The organism is Marinomonas sp., from assembly GCF_039940335.1.
Lineage (GTDB): Bacteria > Pseudomonadota > Gammaproteobacteria > Pseudomonadales > Marinomonadaceae > Marinomonas.
Genome location: NZ_JBDVGW010000010.1, coordinates 228,327 through 249,594, shown reverse-complemented (window position 1 = coordinate 249,594; position 21,268 = coordinate 228,327). Strand labels below are relative to the sequence as shown.

Sequence of the window (21,268 nt, the reverse complement as noted above, 5' to 3'; positions counted from 1 at the left end):
AACTCAGCAAGGAGACAGCTATGAGTGATATCAATGTAACAACAGAGCAGCCAATTGGTTATTTAGAAATAAACGCCAATGGTCAGGTTGAAATCACCTCAAGCAATGGAGCGGTAAGGCTTGCGGGAAACAGTGATTTAGTCTTCTTTGGTGATGTAATACGCTCAATTGATAACTCGAGCGGTAGGATTATATTTTTTGACGGTGAGGTTCAAGTAATTGATTTTGGTCCAGACGATGTTGTTGTTTTAAATGAGGAAGTTTATAAACTTAATGATCTTGATGGCTTAGCCCAAGATTCAGCGACCGATGCAGCACTGCTACAAGCGGCTATTTTAGAGGGGGTTGACCCTACCTTAATACAGGACCCCACCGCAGCAGGGGAGGGAATTGAAGAAGACGGCTCAATTGGTTCAACACCCACTGTTCATCGTGAACAGAGCTCGTTTATCTTTGAAAATACTGGATTGTTTGCTAGTGAAGAAGGTTTTTCTCTTCAAGAAACAATGGGTAGTGAATACAACTTACCTGATATACAGCAGAAAAATCAGCTAGACCAAAGCCCTTCACTAAATCTTGATGATAGTGAAGGGGCTCTTGCTAATAGTGCTCCAGTTGCGCAAAGTGCGAGTATAGCCGTGCTAGAGGATAACTCATTTCTAGGCCAAATCATTACCCAGGATGCTGATGCGAAAGATCAAGGTAATTTAACTTTTAATGTCATTAACCCTACTAAAGGTTTTTCATTAATATCTTCTGGTGCTTATGTTTTTAATGCAAGTGATTACGATTCTTTATCTAAAGACCAAACACTAACATTAGATGTTTTTGTCCGTGTTACTGATACAAGTAGTGCCTCTTCTATTGCTCAAATAAGTGTGACAATCACAGGCACTAATGATGCGCCTACTGTCGCTGTTGCCCAGCAATACTTATCGGAAGGCGGTCAGTTAACAGGTCAATTATTTGCAAATGATGTAGATCAGCCCGCTGACGAACAGCTGATTTTTAGTTTAGTGACTCAAGTAGACGGATTAGCTCTTAACGCAGATGGATCATATAAGTTCGATACCTCTAATTACCCAAATATAGCAGACGGTACGTTTCACAAAGTTATAGCTGATGTGTTAGTAACAGATGATGAGGGTGGAAGTGTTCAAACCAGCCTTACTTTTGTGATTATAGGCAAAGATCATATAGGTATTATTTCAGGAGATAGTAGCGGAACTGTCTTTGAGGATGCGATTATTCCGTCTGTTACAGGCTCACTTGCCATCAGTGACGAGGACAATGGTGAATCGGCATTTGTTGGTCAAAATAACATGACGACAAATTACGGCACTTTCTCACTTACTACCTCGGGTTTATGGGAATACACATTAACGGACAGTCCTGAAGTACAAAAATTAGGAGAAGGTGAGTATTTAAATGATGTAGTAACTATTTCATCTTTAGGGGGAGACACACAATCAATCACAATCACTATCAAAGGGACTAATGATGGACCTGTTGCTGTTAATGACACAATTACTATCTTCGAAGATGCATCGCCGATTTATATTGATGTCTTAAATAATGATACAGACATAGATATCAATGATGTTTTAGAGATTAAGTCTGTTGTGGTTACGGCAGGGCTGGGAACGGTAGACATTGTTAATGGAAAAATAAAATTTACGCCTGCAGGAAATTTTAATGGAGAGGTGTCGTTAAGTTATGTTGTTTCAGATGGCGTTGCTTCAGATACAGGTATAGTAACTATTATTGTCACTGCGGTAGATGATAAAGCTGTGCTTGAAATTGTTGAAACTCCCTCTATAACCGAAAATACCGCGGCTCAAGGCACGGCCGTGGCGGGCATCTCATTAACGGATGAAGACACAGACATGAGCAGTGTGACCGTTAAGTTCACGGTGAACGGTAACCCAGATGGCTACTATGCGATAGAAAATGGTCAAGTGGTCTTGACCCAAGCGGGTGCGGACCATGTTAACGCTGGCAATAATTTACCTGGCTTTAGCATTACTACTGACGGTTTGAATCCCGAGATTGTGAAGACCAGTACGCCAGCGGCGATAACCGTTGTTGATGATGAGGCGATTTTGGTCATTACCAATGCCTCGGCCATTACGGAAAATACTGCGGCTCAAGGCACGGCCGTGGCGGGTATCTCATTAACGGATGAAGACACAGACATCAGCAGTGTGACCGTTAAGTTCACGGTGAACGGTAACCCAGATGGCTACTATGCGATAGAAAATGGTCAAGTGGTCTTGACCCAAGCGGGTGCAGATCACGTTAACGCTGGCAATAATTTACCTGGCTTTAGCATTACCACTGACGGTCTGACCCCAGAGATTGTGAAGACCAGTACGCCAGCGGCCATCACAACAGTAAATGATGCGCCGACTATTGAAAATGATAGTGTGACCATTCAAGAGGATTCACAAACTATTATTATTGATGTCTTAGCCAATGATTCTGATGAAGACGGCGATACACTCACCTTATCTTCTGTGAGTGTGGCGGCTCAATATGGTACTGCCGTTATTGAAAATGGCAAAGTCCACTTTACGCCAGCACTTAATTATAATGGTCAGGCGGTTATCAATTATGTGGTTAGCGATGGTGAATTAACCAGTCAAGGTGAAGTCAATGTCACAATTAATCCAGTGGATGATATTTCTATTATTTCAGGTAATACCATTGGTTTTGTTGTAGAAGAAGATTCCAGAAAAGTAGTTGACGATAACGATAGAGTTTATACCACTGGTAAGTTAACGGTTACAGATGTGGATGAAGGAGATAATCCAAGCTTTGTTACAACCAATGTAGAAAAAGGAGTCGGTGTAGTTGGAAACCTTACTATTAATGCAGTGGGAGAGTGGGAATATACTGTTAATAACACAGAAGATCTTCAGCATCTCGCGCAAGGGCAAACATTAACAGAGACGTTTACCGTATTTACGGATGATGGGCTATCTGAAACGGTTTCCATTATTGTATTTGGTACTAATGATGATCCTATTATTTCATCTAATGCTAATATTTCCATTAATGAAGACTTTAACTTAGTTCCTCAAGGCAATGTCAGTATTTCTGATGTTGACGATAATGAAAACCCATCTTTCGAAAGCCAAAGTATTTTAGGGAAGTATGGTGAATTGAACTTCACTAAAACGGCTGATGGGGAGGGGACATGGCGATTTATACTTGACTCAGAGAAAGCGCAAGAATTGCAAATCGGCATGGCTGGTTTGGATGCTTTTGGAAGATACGAAGAAAAATATGTGCTAACAGCTACTGATGGCAGTAAATATACGGTTACTGTTTACATACTCCCAGACAATGATGCACCAGTCGTAACGGCAAGTGAAAGCTTTTCTGTTTTGGAAGATTCTGCCGTTATAAGTGGTGCTGTTGGTGCAACGGATGTCGATAATGAGGATCTTACTTATAGCTTAAATAACGGTGATCAAGCAGGCTTCACTCTCTTTGATAATGGGACTTGGGCATTTGATCCAAATCATGTCGCGTTCGATGGGCTAGAAGATGGTGCTACTGAAAACCTAGTGGTAGAAGTTTTGGTCAGCGATGGTGATAAAGAGGCAATGCAAAGTATAAATATTCAAGTTACAGGCTCAAGTGAAGGCGTTAATAACACGGACTATAGTCAATCGAGTAACCCTGTATATCTCGTGTCTGAAGCAGGTGACACGCATCTAACTGGTAGCCAGGCTAATGACTGGCTTATAGGTAGCCAAGGAAATAATACGCTATATGGCTCATCAGGCGCAGATACAATTGAAGGTGGTGATGGTGATGACATTTTGATTGGTGGCTCTTTGAACCAAGGAGATAGCTCAAAGGACTTGTTAATCGGAGGCAGTGGCAGTGATACTTTCGTTATTCAAAGCCATGGACAGGAAAATAATGCCAGTAACAGCCAATATAATGACTTAGTAAAAGACTTTAATTCTGCGGAGGATTTATTAGATTTAACCGATTTATTGGATAATTTAGATGGCAAGCCGGGAACTGGTGCCGGAGCTTCCGAAATTGAGACATTTTTATCGGAAGCCGTTAAGGCGAACGGCGAGGGTGTTGAGGTAAACGGTCACGCGGTGGCAACATTTGGTGACACCTCATCTTTTGAAACCAGTACAGTGAAAATTATCTACAATGACCAAGAGTACAATATCAATATTGATGGTTAAATGAAGACGTTGAAAGCTAAAGGCCCAAACCATTTGGTTTGGGCCTTGTTGTTCGTAGGGTGTTAAAGGGGGCAGCTAACGCCTGTGCCTTTTAAGCCACAGTAGCCATTTGGGTTCTTATGCAAGTATTGCTGGTGATATTCTTCTGCATAATAAAAATCAGTTTTAGCTTCAACCTCTGTGGTTATCATTCCAAGTCCAGAAGCAATTAAACCTGCCTGATATTTTTCTAGACTGGCTTTGGCGATGCTCATGTCCTCAGCGGAGCAAGTGTAGATGGCAGAGCGATATTGGCTACCAATATCATTACCCTGACGCATACCTTCAGTAGGATTGTGGTTTTCCCAAAAAACTTTTAATAAGGTAACTAGACTTATTATCGTTGGATCATAAACGACCCTTACTGCTTCTGTGTGGCCTGTTTGACCTGTGCAGACCTCTTCATACGTTGGGTTCTTCGTGAACCCACCGATATAGCCTACAGCAGTCAACACCACTCCAGAGGTATTCCAAAATTTTCTCTCGGCACCCCAAAAGCAACCCAATCCTAAATAGATTTCAGCTTCTTGGTTAGAGATAGATCTTGTTATATCTCCACCTTTTACTGCATGAGATGCACTGATTAGAATGGCTTTTTCTCGGCCAGGGAGAGCCTCAATCGAACTGGGGATGGTTGATTTTTTTAGTATGGTTTCAATATTGTTTTTCATAGTGTTTGATCCTGAAAATATTACTTAGATAGTAACCTATTTTTATGAACGGTAAAGAAGCAAAACAGGGTAAAAAATTTGAAAACTAACTATTAGTTGAAGGTCACAAGTAAATGTTGGTATGTAAACAGAACCAGAGCCATGAAAAATATAAAAAAGTAAGATGTAGGGTTGACTCTGTAAGTAAGGTGCCTATAATACGCACCTCGTTGTCGCGGGATGGAGCAGTCTGGTAGCTCGTCGGGCTCATAACCCGAAGGTCGTTGGTTCGAATCCGGCTCCCGCAACCAACGAAGTGAACGAAATTGTTATTTATTATAGATAACAAAATATATGTCGCGGGATGGAGCAGTCTGGTAGCTCGTCGGGCTCATAACCCGAAGGTCGTTGGTTCGAATCCGGCTCCCGCAACCAATTTGGTCACATATAAGTTCGTTGTTCACTAAGAAAATTGTTAACTATATCAATAGTTTATTTGTCGCGGGATGGAGCAGTCTGGTAGCTCGTCGGGCTCATAACCCGAAGGTCGTTGGTTCGAATCCGGCTCCCGCAACCAATTCGTAAAGTCGTTAGAGTTGGTCACAATTTTCTATCAGTTATTTTAAAAATTAACCTATGAATATCAATAGGTTACATGTCGCGGGATGGAGCAGTCTGGTAGCTCGTCGGGCTCATAACCCGAAGGTCGTTGGTTCGAATCCGGCTCCCGCAACCAATTCGTAAAGTCGTTAGAATTGGTCACAGTTTTCTCTCAGTTATTTAAAAAATTAACCTATGAATATCAATAGGTTACATGTCGCGAGATGGAGCAGTCTGGTAGCTCGTCGGGCTCATAACCCGAAGGTCGTAGGTTCACTCTCTACTAGAGAATGGCTCCCGCAACCAATTCAACTCTCGTTGTTTAGTCACATTATTAATTCTCATGCACCTCAAACAAATTTTACTATTCAATAGTTTACGTTGCCGCGGGATTGAGCAGTCTGGGAAGCCCATTTTGCATGAAATAAGAGGGCTTTGTCCTCGACGGTTTTGGGGGGGGGGTGCTTTCTCGATTATGTAAGAGCAGGTAAGTCCAGTTCGCAAATGTTAAAATTAGAGTGTATTATTTTAAGGGCTTGTTTAGGGATAAAATGTGGTCAGATTCTGACTGCTTAGGCTAATCGGAGAGAAAGTTGAGATTTATCTTATCTATAAGGCTTCTTATTGTTTCTCTTACCCTTGCAGGGGTAATCTTCACTATTATGAATGGTTATTTGTCTACCCATCAGCTGCAAAAAAATCTTCTAATAAATATTTCTCTCGATGCGAATAGGGTTTATGCCCAAAAGCTTGCGCGCATGACTCAGTCCTTTATTGTGAACAGCCAAGAACATCTAAAAGTTAGTGGTCAGCATCTTAGCCATTTTATTGAGCATGATGGTGCTAATGACATTGAGCTGCAATCTAGATTAGAGTTTATATTGGCGATGAGTAATGGTTTTAACTCTGTGTCTTTGATTGATAGAAATGGTGAAATAAGAGCCATTGCCCCAAGATCGCTCAATCTACAAGGAACTTACCTTAGTGATCAGCAGTACCAGAATTTACTTGAAGACTCGGCTCATCTGATTGGGCCAGTAGTAGGGCCCAGTGGTAAACGCCTTATATTTATTTCTCATCCAATAAGAGATTCATCAAATCAGCGGGTTGCGGATTTGGTGGGTACCATTTACTTGCAGGATAATATTTTCCTTAATCGTTTGTTATCTCAGCATGACTATGCTGATGGGTCTTATGTCTATGTCGTATCTAAGCAAAAAGAGCTTATTTACCACCCTTTAAAAGAACGAATAGGGGAAAAAATCACCACTAACACCGTCATTAATAGCGTTATTGATGGAGAAAATGGTGCGATGGAAGTTGTTAACAGTAAGGGTGTCTCTATGGTAGCGGGTTATGCGCATGTCGCTGAAGCTGATTGGGGGGTTGTAGCTCAAACTCCGCGTGTCGCTATTTTAAATGATTTTGATCGTCAACTATGGCTAGTAATAAAAGATGCTATTCCATTGCAGATAGCCATACTTATTTTTGTCGTTGTTTGTGCTTACTTGATCGCTCGCCCGCTACGTATGTTAGCTGAGAGTACTAATAACAGAGATCAAGCAATTAAAGTAAAAGCATGGTTTTATGAGGCTTATTTGCTAAAAAAATCGATTCGAGCAGAAATTGATTCCTTAAATGAAAAAGTAACCAAATTTGATGAGGATAGGAAAAAAGACCCTTTAACTGGCCTAATGAATCGACGGGCTATGGATGAACTCGTGGCCTCTTTAGTTCGGAAAAATAAATCTTTTAGTGTGATATTTTTTGATATTGATCACTTTAAAAGAATTAATGACGATTTTGGGCATGATGTAGGCGATGAAGTACTTAAAATATTAGCGGCTAAAGTGTCTCACGAAGTGAGTACTGAAGGGGTGTTATTCCGCTCTGGAGGCGAAGAGTTTGTTGTCGTATTACCTGGCGACAGGCCTCATACAGCCATCAATACGGCAGAGAGAGTTCGTAATTTAGTCATGAACGAAAAAATTGCCTTGTTGGATACATCCGTTACTGTGTCTCTAGGGGTTTCAAATTGGAACCATACGATGGATCAAAGTCAGACCTTTAAGCGAGCAGACCTTGCTATGTATGAATCTAAAAAGGCAGGTCGAAACCGAGTGACCTGTCGTTTATATTGAGGTTTTTTGATACCTTAGTAAGAGGGTGATTTCATCTATTTAGTATGGCTAAAATACAATAAAGTGAAGGAAAAATAGAGGGTTAGATGTTAAAAACTTTAAAGGCAAGATTATTTGTATTATCAATACTTGTTATTGCGCCCTGTTATCTTTTTATCTATCTAAGCTTCGATTACAGTCGAAATATTGTCATAAATGATGTTTTAGCTACTGCTCAACGCGTGTCATATCAGGCCGCGACCGCACAACAAGATCAAATTACAATGGTGGAAAATTTCTTACGGGAAATGGTGGTCCTGCCTGCGTTACAGAACCCACAGTCCAGTCAATGTAGAGACTTCGTGCGCCAAGTTACTCAACTTGATGAGCGTTATATTAACGTAGGTGTGCCCAATGCTTTTGGCATACTAACCTGTAATGGTGTAGCTCTTGCCAAGCCAATAGATGTTAGTGATCGTTTATACATTAAAAATGCACTCACTTTAAATAAATTTACCTCCAGTGGTATTCAACAAGATAGAGCGACAGATAAGTTAACGATTAACTTTGCTTACCCAGTTCATGATCAGAAAACCCTGCGAGTTATTGGGGCCGGTGTCGTTGTGGTGTCGCTAGAATGGTGGCAAACATTGCTGAGCCGTTTACAACTCCCTGAAGGGAGTGTTGCTTATGTATTAGATGGTAGTGGCCAAGTTGTGGCGCAGTTTCCTCGTGGTAATTTAAGTCAAGTGCCTAGGGATTTTAATGAAACGGTCTACTCTAAAGACGGTATTAGGCGAGTCTACTCTAGGCATAAAGTGTATGACCTCGGCAGCGATGTGCAGTTAAGCTTTGTGACAGGAATTTCAGTTGATAATTCACTTAAGTTAGTTGAAGGCAAGCATCGTTACATATTTATCGCATTTACCCTTACCGTCATCCTTATTTTATTGCTCTTTAGATTATTCGTTCTTAACACAATTTTAAGACCTCTAAATAAACTGGCAGATCTCACCTCCCAATTGGGAAGAAAAGAACTCATATTGGCCCCTGACTCTACCGGCGTAAAAGAAATGGACTTTTTACAGGACCGCTTTGTTGAGATGTCTGATAGGAAGTCTAAAGCCGAATCTCAGATTATTAAGCAAACCTTAACCGATGGGTTAACAGGGATAGCGAATCGAACGGCTTTTAGTCAGGCTCTATCAGAGCATCTGCATTATGCTGATAATAAAGTGAACCGCTTAGCTGTGATCTTGGTAGATTTAGATGACTTCAAAGAAATTAACGACACACTCGGTCATGAAGCAGGTGATGAAGTTCTTCGTACTTTAGCAAATAGGTTACATGGAAGCAGCGAATACTGTCGTTTAATTTCCCGACCGGGCGGTGATGAATTTATGCTCCTTGTTGATCACAACGAACTTACTGAAGCTGAAGTGGCTGAGTTGTGTAATTCTATACTTAAGCTTATTAAGCGTCCTATCTGTCTGCCACATAATGAAGTGGTGGTTAGTGCCAGTATAGGTATTGCTCACTACCCTGAAGATGGACACGATGTTGAAAGTTTAATGAGTGCCGCTGATCAAGCTATGTATTACGCAAAAGAGTGCGGGCGTGACACGGTACGTCGTTTCAATTGGGAGCTAAGGCGTTCCTTGATGACCAAAATAGAAATCATCAAAGACTTACGTAAAGCCATTGAGAATGAAGAGTTCTTTTTGCTCTACCAACCGATTGTGAATACAGCGGGTCAAGTCGTTAAGTTTGAAGCACTTATCCGCTGGCAACATCCAACAAAAGGGATAATTCCGCCAGATGGCTTTATTCCTTTTGCTGAGCAGTCGCGACAAATCATTGAGATCGGTGAATGGGTGATTAGAACAACTCAAAAAGACTGGGAAGTTTTGCAGCAAAAATATGGTGAACAAATTCAAGTGAGTGTCAATGTATCACCACTTCAGCTTTCCTATCTCAAAACTGACACGTTAGTAAATAGTGCTGGTTTGTTAACGGCTCCAGTGGCCTCTTCTAAGCGTCCAGATCATAACGGCTTGGTCATAGAAATTACTGAGAATTTGTTAATGGATTTGGATGAAAATACTCAAAAAGCCTTACTACAGTTTAGGGAGCAGGGGGTTCAGGTCGCTTTGGATGATTTTGGTACAGGCTATTCATCCTTGGCTTACATCATGAATTATGACATCGACTACTTAAAAATTGATAAATCCTTTGTACAGAAGCTTGGTGAAGATTTATCGGCTGGCTCTCTTTGTGAAGCCATCATTTCTATGTCACATACGTTGGGGATAGCTGTAATAGCCGAAGGGGTGGAGACAGAAGCGCAAGCGACTCAGTTGAAACAGTTTGGTTGTGATTTTTTACAAGGTTATCTTTTTTCAAGACCAATACCACTAGAAGATGCTCTAAAGTTTCAATAAGAACCAATAAAACAAAGTCTCTAGAGCATCTCTATCAGCTCGTCATATTAAAAAACGATGCGGTTTCGGCCTAGTTTTTTTGCTTCGTATAACTTGTTGTCTGCAATCTCTGTCGGATTCGCATTTTTTTCGTGCGAGTCAATGATGGATGCGATGCCCACACTGACCGTAATGCATTTATGTTTTGCGTGTTCATGTTCCAGCTTTAACTTGAAAACGTCTGTTCTGATACGTTCGGCGACTTCTTTAGCGCCTTCAATGTTTGTATCTGGTAGAACAACGATAAACTCCTCTCCACCATATCGGCAAACATAATCAGATGGTCGTAAAAGGGATGACTTGAGAGAGGCGGTTACGGTTTTTAGTGCGGCATCTCCCTTGATGTGACCATAATTATCATTAAAGAGTTTGAACTCATCAATATCTATCATAAGTATCGCTGTGTCGTTGTTTGTGCGAAGTGTTTTGTTCTTTAAGTTCTCCATATGGTCATCAAAATAACGACGGTTATAGATACCTGTTAAGCCATCAATAAAGACAAGCTTTTGCAGCATGTCTTTTTGTTTTTGTAACGTAAGGTGAAATTTAACGCGATTTTTTAATGTCATCGGGCGTACAGGTTTGGTGATAAAATCGATCCCCCCGCAGCGCCAACACTCATCTTCCTCTTCTTGTTGATTAAAAAAAGTGACAAAAATAACAGGAATAGTTTGAGTGAGTTCGTCTTCTTTCAAGCGTTTGCAGAGCTCTAAACCGGACATGTTAGGCATAAGGACATCAAGTAAAATTAAGTCAGGCTTGTTATCCTGACAGACTTGAAGGGCTTCTTCACCTGAGGTTGCAGCTAGAATGGTGTAATCAGAACTCAAAATACTATAGATGGTCTGGATGTTAATAGGTTTGTCATCGACAACAAGTATTTTCGAATCGCTTAGATTGATATCAGCTTTGTCGGTCAGTCTAGATAATGGCATTGAAAACCTTTTACATTAATTGGTCAAATTGGCTAATGATTGTCTTAGCATCTTTAAATTTCAAAATATTGAGTAAACGAATTAACTCATCTGCGAGTTTTGGGGATAGTTTATTTAGTTGCGGTAGAATTCTTTGAAAACTATCAATTGCATGCATGTTAGAGCTATCAATCTCAGACTTTAGAAGGTTATAAATAGCCATAAAGTCTTCTTCGTTTGGTGTCTCCGGTTTTTTTTCGGTCACTGAAAACTTGGTTATAAGTTCCTTAATTTGATCTATTGAGCTATGAATTAAATTAATGAAGTCATTTTGATATGCTGTGTAAGAGGCGTTTTCGACCCATTCAGAGATATCGATTTCTTGTTCTTTAGCCGCTTCTGATAACTGTGTGAAGCCAACTGAGCCAGCGGTACTCTTTAATGTATGGAAAATCAGCTTTAATTGACTCTTCGTGGAATTGTGGCTTTTGAGTTGTGACTGATATTCTGTGATGTCGCTGATAAAAAGATTCAATGATCGTAAGTAAATGTCGGTTGAAAAATTGAACCGCTCCATGGCGCCAACAACATCAATATCATGATCTTGACAGAACTCCAACGTTTCACTGTTGATATTATAAAGTTTATTAGGTGTCTCCGGGTGAGTTTTTGTAATCGCTTTAGGTTGAGTGGCCATTAGGATTTGGTAAACAAGGCCCTCTAAATCAAAAGGCTTGCTTATATGACCGTTCATGCCGGCATCAATACACTTCTCTTTTTCTGACGTAATAACATTGGCAGTCATCGCAATAATTGGTAATTGTTTGAATTTATTATTACTACGTATGCGTCTTGTTACCTCATAGCCGTCCATGTCTGGCATCCTGATGTCCATCAATACAATATCAAAGGCTAATAGGCTATTCTCTAGCTCATCAAGGGCTTGTGGGCCATTATTTGCCATGGTGACGTTGGCTCCTTGGCTCGAGAGTAAAGCTTTGGCAACGTATTGATTCGTTGGGTTGTCTTCAACCACAAGAACTCGTTTATCTGCTAGTGGTTTAGTTGAGCCAAAAGAAGAAGCTGTGATGGTTTGTTGATTAGCGGCAGCAATGGCCTCGACAAAAGCGTCGACCATTTGTGAGCGAGTCACAGGTTTCGTCAAGAAGCCATTTAGTAAGTTAGGGAAACGTTCATATTGCTGTGACATCATATTTTGGCTGTGGGCTGTCACCATAATGAGAAGTGGTGTTTTGTCTTTAGGTGCTGATTTTCGAATACTATCAGCAAGCTCCCAACCATCTTTGTTCGGCATTTTCCAATCCAGCAGCGCTAAATCAAAGGTTTTTTCACTTTGCAGTGAGCTTTCGAAAATACGTAATGCGTCATCGGCGTTATTGGCAGTCGTAATATCCCAGCCTAACTGTTGAACGGTGTTGCTAAGGATTTCAAGACTAGTTTGATTATCATCTACCAATAAGACCTTAATAGCATGTTGGAAGTGCTCATTAATGTTGATCGTATGGGCATTTTTCGCACTTTGCAGCGTGATATCAAATGAAAAACAAGAGCCTACACCAACTTCGCTTTCAACATGTAATTCACCGTGCATCAGTTTTATGTACTGGTTACATATGGTTAGCCCAATACCTATGCCGCCATAGTGTTTGGATGCATTTTGGTTTGCTTGGGCAAAAGTTTCAAAAACATGGTTTAGCTTAGCTGGAGGGATTCCAATGCCCGTGTCTTTTACTGAGATATAAAGCTGAGTGGTATTGTTTTTACTATTTGACTGAGCGGAAATGCTAATAACAATTTCGCCAGTAGAGGTGAATTTTACAGCGTTACCACCCAAATTCAGTAGAATACGTTTTAATTTATTGCGATCACCATTGAAAGAGAATGGAACGTTTTTGTCCACGTTTAAATGAATCTCAACCGGCTTTGTATTTACATTAGCGTAAAGTTGGCTACCAACCTCGTTTAAAACATCATCTAACTCAAAGTCAATATTTTCAAGTGTTAAGGCATTTTTTTCAACGTAGGTCACATCTAAAATATCATCAACAATCTGAGTGATTTCGTTCACAGAGATTTTAGCATCATGAATGTATTTTCGTTGAATTTCATCGACTCTGCTAAGCTCCATAAGCTGAATGTAGCCATTAACGGCATTTAGAGGTGTTCTTAAATCATGGCTCATATTCGCAATAAATTCAGTTTTAGCCATGTTTGCCGAGTCAGCTTTAATCAAAGCATCTTCAATGCGTTTTTCATTTTCCAGACGCTCCGAAATATTCTTAGCGGCCAGATAAATGAAAGTCGTGTCTTCAATACTTATTGTGCATGCAGAGATTAAGACAGGAATGAGCGAATTGTTTGATTTGTGAAAGTTGGCTTCAAAGGTGATTCTGCCTTCATTCATAATACGTTGTCGTATTTTTGTCCAAGAGTCCGTAATGCCTGTTGAAATGATATCTGCCAAATCAATGCTTTGTAGGTCGTAAGGCTTAAGCCCTAAAGCAACGGAGGCAAAAGGGTTGCTGTTGAAAATCGTACCATCTGTATTAAGCCATAATAGAATATCTTGGGAGTTGTCGACCGCAGCATCCACAAGATCTAGGTGTTTTTGTAAACTTTGTTTTTCGGTCAAGTCATTGGCAATAAAGACATAGCCCTCAATTTCATTGTTTGCCATGATAGGGGCGATGACGAGGTTTACTTTTGAATCGCTTCCAGATTTTCGTTTTAAAGAGCAGTCGATAGAGATGTGTGTTTCGGTGTTAGATTCTTTCATTAGAAGAGTAAAGAAGTCCGCAGGCAGCTTCTCATTGAAATCAGCGACTATAGAGTTGGTGTTGATAATGTCTAAAACATTTTTTTGCTCAATGACTTCGTTCTGGGTATAGCCTAGAAGTGAAGATGCTACTTTGTTAAAAAGAGATATATTGCCATCTTTGTCACATGCAATGATGGCCGAGTAGGTGCTGTTGATGATGCTACTCTTGAAGAACAATTGTTTTTGTAGTTCTTCTGTGGATTCACCCACTCTTTTTTCGAGTTGTACATTGGCCTCTATAAGCTTTTGTTGCAAATCATTAAGTTCAGTCAAATCATTTAGGCTGACGGTGGCGCCACTGAAAACACCTTTTTCAATGATCGGCGAAATACTCATTGATAAGAAACGCTCTTCACCAAATGCATCAGATTTATATCTAAAATCTAGCCTTCTTATCACTTCTCCTTTGGCCACATTTTTAAAAGTATTAATCAGTTTTTCACTGGAGACATTACTAGACAGCCAGTTTGTTAACGGCTTTCCTAGCGCATGGTTGTGAGTGAAGTTAAACAAATGATCAGCAGCGCTGTTCCAGTGAGTAATAGCAAAATTTCGATCTACGCCTACAATGCTGTCGGAAGCGTTATTAACCACAGCCGAAAAAGCGAGTTTTTGACGCATTTCTATCAATCTTTGGTTGAAAAAGTGGCTTAGGAAGAAAGTAAGGATTGTAATTAAACTGGTTAAAATGACCATTTGCCAGAAAATATAATTCGGATTCTCTAAGCTTTGAGCGTTAATGAAATTGTCTGTAGGTGTGATGGTGATAGACCAAAGGCGACCGAAGACTTCAACGGTATTGGTGACCTTATAATCAGTGTATTGAGTGAGCTCATCATGTGTTGAATTATAGAAATGGACAGGCTGGCTAGTACTAGAATCATCAATATTAATACTGAAATCTGCTTTTTCTGCAATGACAGAATCTAGTATTTCATTGATTAGTAATGGTGTGTAAACCCAGCCAACCAAGGTATTTTCTGCATAGGATTTGTTTTTACTAAAAACAGGGTGCAAGAGTAAGAAGCCATGGCTGGTCAATTCATTTGCCTGTACCAGTGTAATGGGGCCTGTTAATTGTGTCGTGCGAGAGGCTGCGCTCATAAGGGCGGCATAACGCCTCGTTTGCTCTGAACCAATGTCTAGACCGACAGCCTCTTTGTTATTTGCTTCTGGTTCGATGTACTGAATAATAAAGAGTGGGTCTTTGGGTTGTTCAAGTTGCTTCAGCGTAAATGGGCTGCCTTTATCCTTTGTTGCATAGGTTAGAAATTCAGATAAGTCCTTCAAGTCCACTTTTCGGATGAAGCCAAAGCCTCTTGAACCTGGAAATTCAGTAGTGTAATCACGGCTGTTGAAGTATTTGAGCTGTTTATTGTAATCAAAGTTGTCATAGCCAACGGCGTCGATAGCAGCAAGTAACCCTCTTAGGCCGTAATCGTATTGCTTGATACCTTTGATCATGTCTTGGGTGAGGGCGTTGAACTGTTCGTCAACAGCACCGCTAATGATGGTTGTATTTTTATCTTCTGCTGTTCTTTCACTATAAAAAGAAAGCAAAATCCCACATAATAAAATGAAGGAGGGCATCCAAAAATGCCACTTAGGCGGATTGGGCGTCACTGTTTTCTCCTTGATGGACAACGATAAAATACTACTACACCATCATAAACTTAATCTAAAATAATCATAGTGAAAAATTAAAATCGTTACTAAGTATGGCGATAAATAGCTGTTATAGCAGAAGATTTGCTATACTTGTAGCGAGTGTTGGCGACTGAACGAGATAAAGCGATTTTTATGTCAAGGAGTGTTCAATTGTTTTTTTCTAATTCGAATTCTACTGATCACGAAATATTGATTGTTGATGATACACCACAGCATGCTTTGGAGTTGATGGATCTCATATCTGAGTACGGTCAGGTTTTGTTTTCCGAAAGCGCTGAAGATGCCTTTAAGTTACTTGAACGTAGCCTCCCTGATCTGATCTTGTTAGATATAGACATGCCTGATATGGACGGTTTGCAGATGTGTCGCGTGATGAAGCGCGACCCAAGGTATCGCGATATCCCCGTTATATTTATAACCGGACATGACGAACCTGAGCTTGAACTGTTCTCATTAGAAGTTGGAGGGTTAGATTTTATTCAGAAGCCTTTTAACCCAAAAGTCAGCAAGTTAAGGGTTAAAAATCAACTTCAATTACGTGAACAGCAAAGGTTAATTGCCCAAAGTAAAGATCAGCTGAAAGCTTTAGTTGAACAAGTGCCCGCACATATTACTTATTGGGATGAAAATTGGCATAACCTTTATTCAAATGGTTACTTTCCTGCTTGGGGCGCCTCAGTCAGCCCATCTTTACATATAGATAATCTCTTACCTGAAGAGTTAAATAAACAAATTAAATTCAGAGGTCAATCAAAGGTTGATCAAAGTTACACCGTGCATCTAGAGATAAACGACGTAGAATACTTTTACCAAGTGTTTCAATCTCATAATGTTGATCCTCAATATACAAATAGTCATCTAATCACCATCATTGATGTGACGGAAGAGAATCAGGCGAAAAGGTCTCTTTTTCTTGAGAAAGAGCGTCTAAGAGTAACTCTTAATTCAATAGGCGATGGGGTTATCGCTACTGATAACAATGGTTTAGTGACCTTTATGAACTCTGTTGCAGAGCGGATGGTAGGATGGCGATTAAGAGAAGCAAGAGGGTTGAAAGTTGAACGGGTCATGAAGCTACAAGACTCGAATACAAAGCAAGAGTTACGTAATCCTTTATATCTTGCACTAAAAGAACATCGAACTGTTTCTTTGGTTTTAAACAGTGAAGTGGTATCAAAAAGTGGTAATTGTCTAGCAATTGAGGATTCTGCAGCGCCGATTCGTAATGAAAAAGGCGAAATTATAGGCGGTATTATGGTGTTTCATGATGTTAGTAATGCCTTAGCCTTGGCAAATAGAATGAGTCATGTGGCTAGCCATGATTCACTGACAGATCTACCAAATAGAATTTCTCTTCAGGAAGGTCTTGTTATGGCATGTCAGCCATTAAACGATGACATACCTAAAGTTGCTGTATTACTAATCGATATCGATCATTTCAAGTACCTTAATGATTCACTAGGCCATCAGTATGGCGATGAGCTAATTTGTTTAATGGCCCAAAGGTTAACAGGGTTGATGCCAGAAAAATGCTCGTTGGCACGAGTTGGTGGCGATGAGTTTGTGGTGTTGATGAGAGACGTTGAAGCGATAGCAGACATAAAATCTCTTGCGTCGTCGTTACTTTTGTCTATGCATGAACAATTTAAACTGGCAGATCAGTTTTATAGCATCTCAATTAGTATGGGAATTAGTATCTACCCTGATGATGCAACGGATTCTGAACAGCTTATGCGTCACGCTGATGTTGCTATGTATCGTGCTAAGCAAGAAGGAAGAAATCGCTATAGTTTCTTTTCAAATGAATTAGAAGAGGCTTTATTACATCGAAATCATTTAGAAAAACAGTTGCGTGACGCATTAAGCAATAATCAGTTAGGTGTATATTTCCAAGCTAAGTTTTGTCTAGGCACTAATCAAGTCATTGGTGTTGAAGCTTTAGCGCGAATGTTCGACGAAGAGGGAAGTGTTATCCCTCCTAATCAATTTATTGGTCTGGCTGAAGAAACTGGGCTAATTTTGGAATTAGGCAATCAGGTTTTGGATAAAGCTTGTAAGGCCGCCAAGCAATGGTTTGATCTTGGTTACGCAATACCTATTTCTGTCAACGTGGCGGCTGCTCAATTTAATGGTAACGACTTAGCTAAAAACGTTGAATCAATATTGCTCAAATATCAACTGCCACCAAACTTACTAGAGTTAGAAATTACTGAAACCTCATTAATGGAGAACGTCGATAATACTCAAACTAAACTAGTTAAGCTTAAAAGAGTCGGCGTTAATATTGCGATTGATGATTTTGGTACAGGCTACTCAAGTTTGGCCTACCTAAAAAAGTTCGACATTGATGTGATGAAAATAGACATGTCTTTTGTGGCTGATATGTTAGAAAACAAGCATGACTATGAGATTGTTAAGACTATTATTTCACTTGGGCTTTCAATGGACCTTGAGTTAATCGCGGAAGGTGTTGAGGAAGATGCGCAAAGGTTGGCATTGCTAGAGCTAGGCTGTAAAGCAGGACAAGGTTATTTGTTTAGCAAACCTGTTCCATTAAAAGATTTTATGAACTTGCTTTCAAAATCATAGTGCAGAAGGAAATATTTTGAACACTAAACTTAATGCTCGCACTAGTTTTTCCAGCAACCTACTACCTATTAGTGCGTTTGTAATTGCTTTGCTGTGTAGTGGAGTGTTCTATTTTATTTTCTCTTGGTATATCGAAAAAAATGTTATAGAGCAGCAAAGTCAGGTGCTACAGCAAGTAAACCATAATGGTGTCACCAACTTTGAACGTCGTATATCACAAGCTAGAAACAAAATTAATTTTCTGCATACAATCCCTGCTGTTAGATTATTTACCGAGATGTATGAAAAGGATATTGACGAAAATTCAGCTCAAGATGAAAGCTCAGTTAAAAGTTTAATAGAAGAGATACTGATTGCTTTTACACTAGCAAACCCTGAAATTCGCCAAATAAGGATAATAGGAGAGCATCAGAGTGGTAAAGAGCTGCTGCGGATAGAGCGAAGAGGTGATAATGTCAATGCAGTGTCTTCAGATTTACTACAAGAAAAGAGTGATACAGATTATTTTAAAGAAATTTCGAAGGTATCGCCTAATGAAGAATATCTTTCAGACATTACGTTAAATAGAGAATATGGAGAAGTCGAAGAGCCAATTTGGCCTACCTATCGAATAGCCAAGCCCATTTACGACAAAAAATTCAACTATTTTGGTTTTATTATCATCAATATAGATGCGACAGCATTACTTCAGCTATTACATGAAGATATACGAGGGACAGGTCTATCCTTATTTATCCTCAATAATGAAGGATATTTCGTAGACTCTCCCTATAGTGAGCTAAATTTTGGCTTTGATCTTGATAAAAAAGATGCAAAATGGACCACTTTAACAAACACTCAAACATTACCGATATCAAATAAAATCATACAGACGAATTTTATTGATCGTACTGATTATTATCTATATGGCAGCAAATTAATGCTGTCAACCAGAGAAGGGCGATCTATTTATTTGGTTACAGGCATATCAGAAGATAATATTTCAGCGTTGCTAAATCAACGTAAGCAATCAATTTTATATTTAATGATGGGGGTATTTGTACTTGTCATCATCTTTATTTATATTTATCAACGCCAAATTAACCGGCGTTTATCCCTGTACGATGATCAATCTCGCTATGAAGCTATTGTTACGGGGTCCTCTGATGCCATTATAAGTACCGATAAATTTGGTAAAATCCTGAGCTGGAATGAGTCAGCTTCTTATCTTTTTGGATTGAATGAGAACCAAGCAAAGCAAAGTAAGATATTTGATTACCTTAAATCGGAAGCTAATGAGCAGCCCATATCTGAGGGGTTATTAACGGATATTATTTCAGCGAAGCGCTCTGTTACCTTAGAAGTACAAGTCGCGGCCAGTTCTAACACAGTTCAGATACTCAGTATTAATTTATCGCCTGTCGTACCAAGTAATACAGCTATTGCACCTACGGTTGCTGCGCTCATTCGTGACATTACCGAGTCTAGAAAAAACGAGCAGCAAATTGCTGCTATTAATGATTCTCTTGAAAAGCAGGTTGAAGAAAGAACTCGGCAACTAGAATTGGCAACTAATGAGGCTATGAAGGCGAATGAAACAAAGAGTGCTTTTGTTGCCAATATTAGTCATGAAATCCGAACGCCGCTGAATGGCATTGGTGGAATGCTGGAACTTCTTAGCCGTGAACAGTTATCTCAAAAGCAATTAGGCTACTTGAATATGGCCAAAGGCAGTGTTTCCACACTGACCGTGTTAATTAACGATTTATTGGATCTGACTAAAATGGAATCCGGTAAACTGGACATTGCTATTGAGCCCATGAATATTATTGAAACCGTAAGTGATGTGGTTTCTAGTATGTCTATGAAAGCTCAGGAGAAAGGCCTAGCCTTATATTTAGATTGTACCAAAGCACAATGTGAGCATTTAGTTTCAGACGGGTATCGCATTAAGCAAATCTTGATAAATATGATAGGGAATGCTTTTAAATTCACTGAAAGTGGTAGCGTGACAGTTAAAATAAATAGCTATCGTAATCGACTGAATGATAACCGTGTCGTTGTAGATATCTTAGTGATTGATACTGGTATCGGTATTTCATTGGATCAACAACAAAAACTCTTTAAGCCTTTTACTCAGGCAAATAACTCTATCGCTAAGACGTTTGGTGGTACAGGATTAGGCTTGTCTATATGCAAACAACTAGCCCTGTTACTAGACGGTGACATACAAGTAAATAGTGTGGTTAACCAAGGCAGTACATTTTCTTTATCATTGCAGGCGGATTTAGATAAGCAGGCAGAGCCAAAAGCGGTAGGCCCTTTACTGCTAGGAGTTAAGTGTCACATATTACTAGAAGATAAAAATGAAAATGCTATTTTAGTTAGCCAATTTAAAGCTTGGAAGGCGGAAGTAACGACAGGCTCTCGGTTGCAAGAGCTATATGGTCTACAAGAGCAAGCTTTGCCTCAGATGTTAGTGCTGGAAACAAGCATGGTCGATAAACCATTTATAGATTGGTTTTCCAATTCAGTCGAACATCATAAATGTAAGTTGCTATTGGTAAACTCTGAAAATCAAGACGCATTTTGTTCATTATCTGAATTGACTAATGTTTGCTATTTAGATCACCCTGTATTGCCAATAGAGCTATTATCTTCTTATAGTCAAATGCTGAAAATAGAAGAGGTTCCTGGTTGGGTAGCGGTAGAGAGTCATGTCGAGCAAAAAGTCATTGATAAGCAGAAGTCCTATCAGGTTCTTGTCGTGGACGATAACGAGATTAACCGATTTGTTGCCCAGGGGCTGTTAGAAAAATACCCTATACAGGTCCACAATGCGAAAAATGGTGCGGATGCCATTAGCTTAATTCAGTCGTTACCTGATGATGAAGAGATCGACCTTATCTTGATGGATTGCCAAATGCCGGTAATGAATGGTTTTGAAACCACAGAGCTTATTCGTCAAGGGGCTATTGGAGATAAGCTCAAACATGTGCCCATTGTAGCAATGACTGCAGGGGCTATGTCGGGAGATAGAGACTCGTGTCTAGAGTCCGGCATGGATGATTTTATCGCCAAACCTTTAGAGCCTGCTTCGTTTGAAAAGAAAGTGATGCAATGGTTAGAACAAAATGCATAAAGGAAGCGTGATAGATACTTTTGCAAGGAGC

At 39.8% G+C, this 21,268-nt stretch carries 8 protein-coding genes and 5 tRNA genes; 10 read left to right on the top strand and 3 right to left on the bottom strand.

The window, feature by feature from the left end:
- The first annotated feature begins 20 nt into the window (after nt 1-20).
- Nucleotides 21-4,217: a VCBS domain-containing protein gene (locus tag ABJF92_RS07295; RefSeq protein ID WP_446815138.1), complete on the top strand. Its 4,197-nt coding sequence runs from the start codon at nt 21-23 to the stop codon at nt 4,215-4,217.
- A gap of 62 nt (nt 4,218-4,279) precedes the next feature.
- Here the strand turns inward: ABJF92_RS07295 and msrA are convergent, their stop codons facing one another.
- Nucleotides 4,280-4,927 (bottom strand): peptide-methionine (S)-S-oxide reductase MsrA, encoded by a 648-nt coding sequence (gene msrA, locus ABJF92_RS07290; RefSeq protein ID WP_446815137.1) that lies wholly within the window; start codon nt 4,925-4,927, stop codon nt 4,280-4,282.
- Between the two features lie 213 nt (nt 4,928-5,140).
- Here msrA and ABJF92_RS07285 point away from each other — a divergent pair.
- The 7 genes from ABJF92_RS07285 (at nt 5,141) to ABJF92_RS07255 (ending at nt 10,067) form a co-directional block, all read left to right on the top strand.
- Nucleotides 5,141-5,217: transfer RNA gene (locus ABJF92_RS07285), tRNA-Met, on the top strand.
- A gap of 47 nt (nt 5,218-5,264) precedes the next feature.
- A tRNA-Met gene (locus tag ABJF92_RS07280) sits at nt 5,265-5,341 on the top strand.
- Nucleotides 5,342-5,406: 65 nt separating this feature from the next.
- Nucleotides 5,407-5,483, top strand: a tRNA-Met gene (locus ABJF92_RS07275).
- A gap of 82 nt (nt 5,484-5,565) precedes the next feature.
- Nucleotides 5,566-5,642, top strand: a tRNA-Met gene (locus ABJF92_RS07270).
- 82 nt (nt 5,643-5,724) lie between these two features.
- Nucleotides 5,725-5,812: transfer RNA gene (locus ABJF92_RS07265), tRNA-Met, on the top strand.
- Nucleotides 5,813-6,168: 356 nt separating this feature from the next.
- A complete protein-coding gene (locus ABJF92_RS07260) occupies nt 6,169-7,647 on the top strand; it encodes a sensor domain-containing diguanylate cyclase (RefSeq protein ID WP_446815141.1) in 1,479 nt (492 codons plus the stop codon).
- Between the two features lie 86 nt (nt 7,648-7,733).
- On the top strand, nt 7,734-10,067 hold the full coding sequence (locus ABJF92_RS07255) for a bifunctional diguanylate cyclase/phosphodiesterase (RefSeq protein WP_446815136.1): 2,334 nt from the start codon (nt 7,734-7,736) through the stop codon (nt 10,065-10,067).
- A gap of 47 nt (nt 10,068-10,114) precedes the next feature.
- On the opposite strand, the gene ABJF92_RS07250 is transcribed toward ABJF92_RS07255, so the two are convergent.
- Nucleotides 10,115-11,041: a diguanylate cyclase gene (locus ABJF92_RS07250; RefSeq protein WP_446815135.1), complete on the bottom strand. Its 927-nt coding sequence runs from the start codon at nt 11,039-11,041 to the stop codon at nt 10,115-10,117.
- A 10-nt stretch (nt 11,042-11,051) separates the two neighbouring features.
- Nucleotides 11,052-15,482, bottom strand: a complete 4,431-nt coding sequence (locus tag ABJF92_RS07245; protein WP_446815134.1) for a response regulator — start codon at nt 15,480-15,482, stop codon at nt 11,052-11,054.
- A gap of 195 nt (nt 15,483-15,677) precedes the next feature.
- Between ABJF92_RS07245 and ABJF92_RS07240 the strand changes: the two genes are divergently transcribed.
- Nucleotides 15,678-18,116, top strand: coding sequence for a two-component system response regulator (locus ABJF92_RS07240; protein ID WP_446815133.1), 2,439 nt, complete (start codon nt 15,678-15,680; stop codon nt 18,114-18,116).
- Nucleotides 18,117-18,132: 16 nt separating this feature from the next.
- Nucleotides 18,133-21,237, top strand: a complete 3,105-nt coding sequence (locus ABJF92_RS07235) for an ATP-binding protein (protein WP_446815132.1) — start codon at nt 18,133-18,135, stop codon at nt 21,235-21,237.
- The last annotated feature ends 31 nt before the right edge of the window (nt 21,238-21,268 follow it).

What these genes read in the sequence shown, in the direction of transcription:
- ABJF92_RS07250 (WP_446815135.1), bottom strand. Translation starts at nt 11,041, where the DNA reads ATGCCATTATCTAGACTGACCGACAAAGCTGATATCAATCTAAGCGAT.
- ABJF92_RS07260 (WP_446815141.1), top strand. Translation starts at nt 6,169, where the DNA reads ATGAATGGTTATTTGTCTACCCATCAGCTGCAAAAAAATCTTCTAATA.
- ABJF92_RS07295 (WP_446815138.1), top strand. Translation starts at nt 21, where the DNA reads ATGAGTGATATCAATGTAACAACAGAGCAGCCAATTGGTTATTTAGAA.
- ABJF92_RS07255 (WP_446815136.1), top strand. Translation starts at nt 7,734, where the DNA reads ATGTTAAAAACTTTAAAGGCAAGATTATTTGTATTATCAATACTTGTT.
- msrA (WP_446815137.1), bottom strand. Translation starts at nt 4,927, where the DNA reads ATGAAAAACAATATTGAAACCATACTAAAAAAATCAACCATCCCCAGT.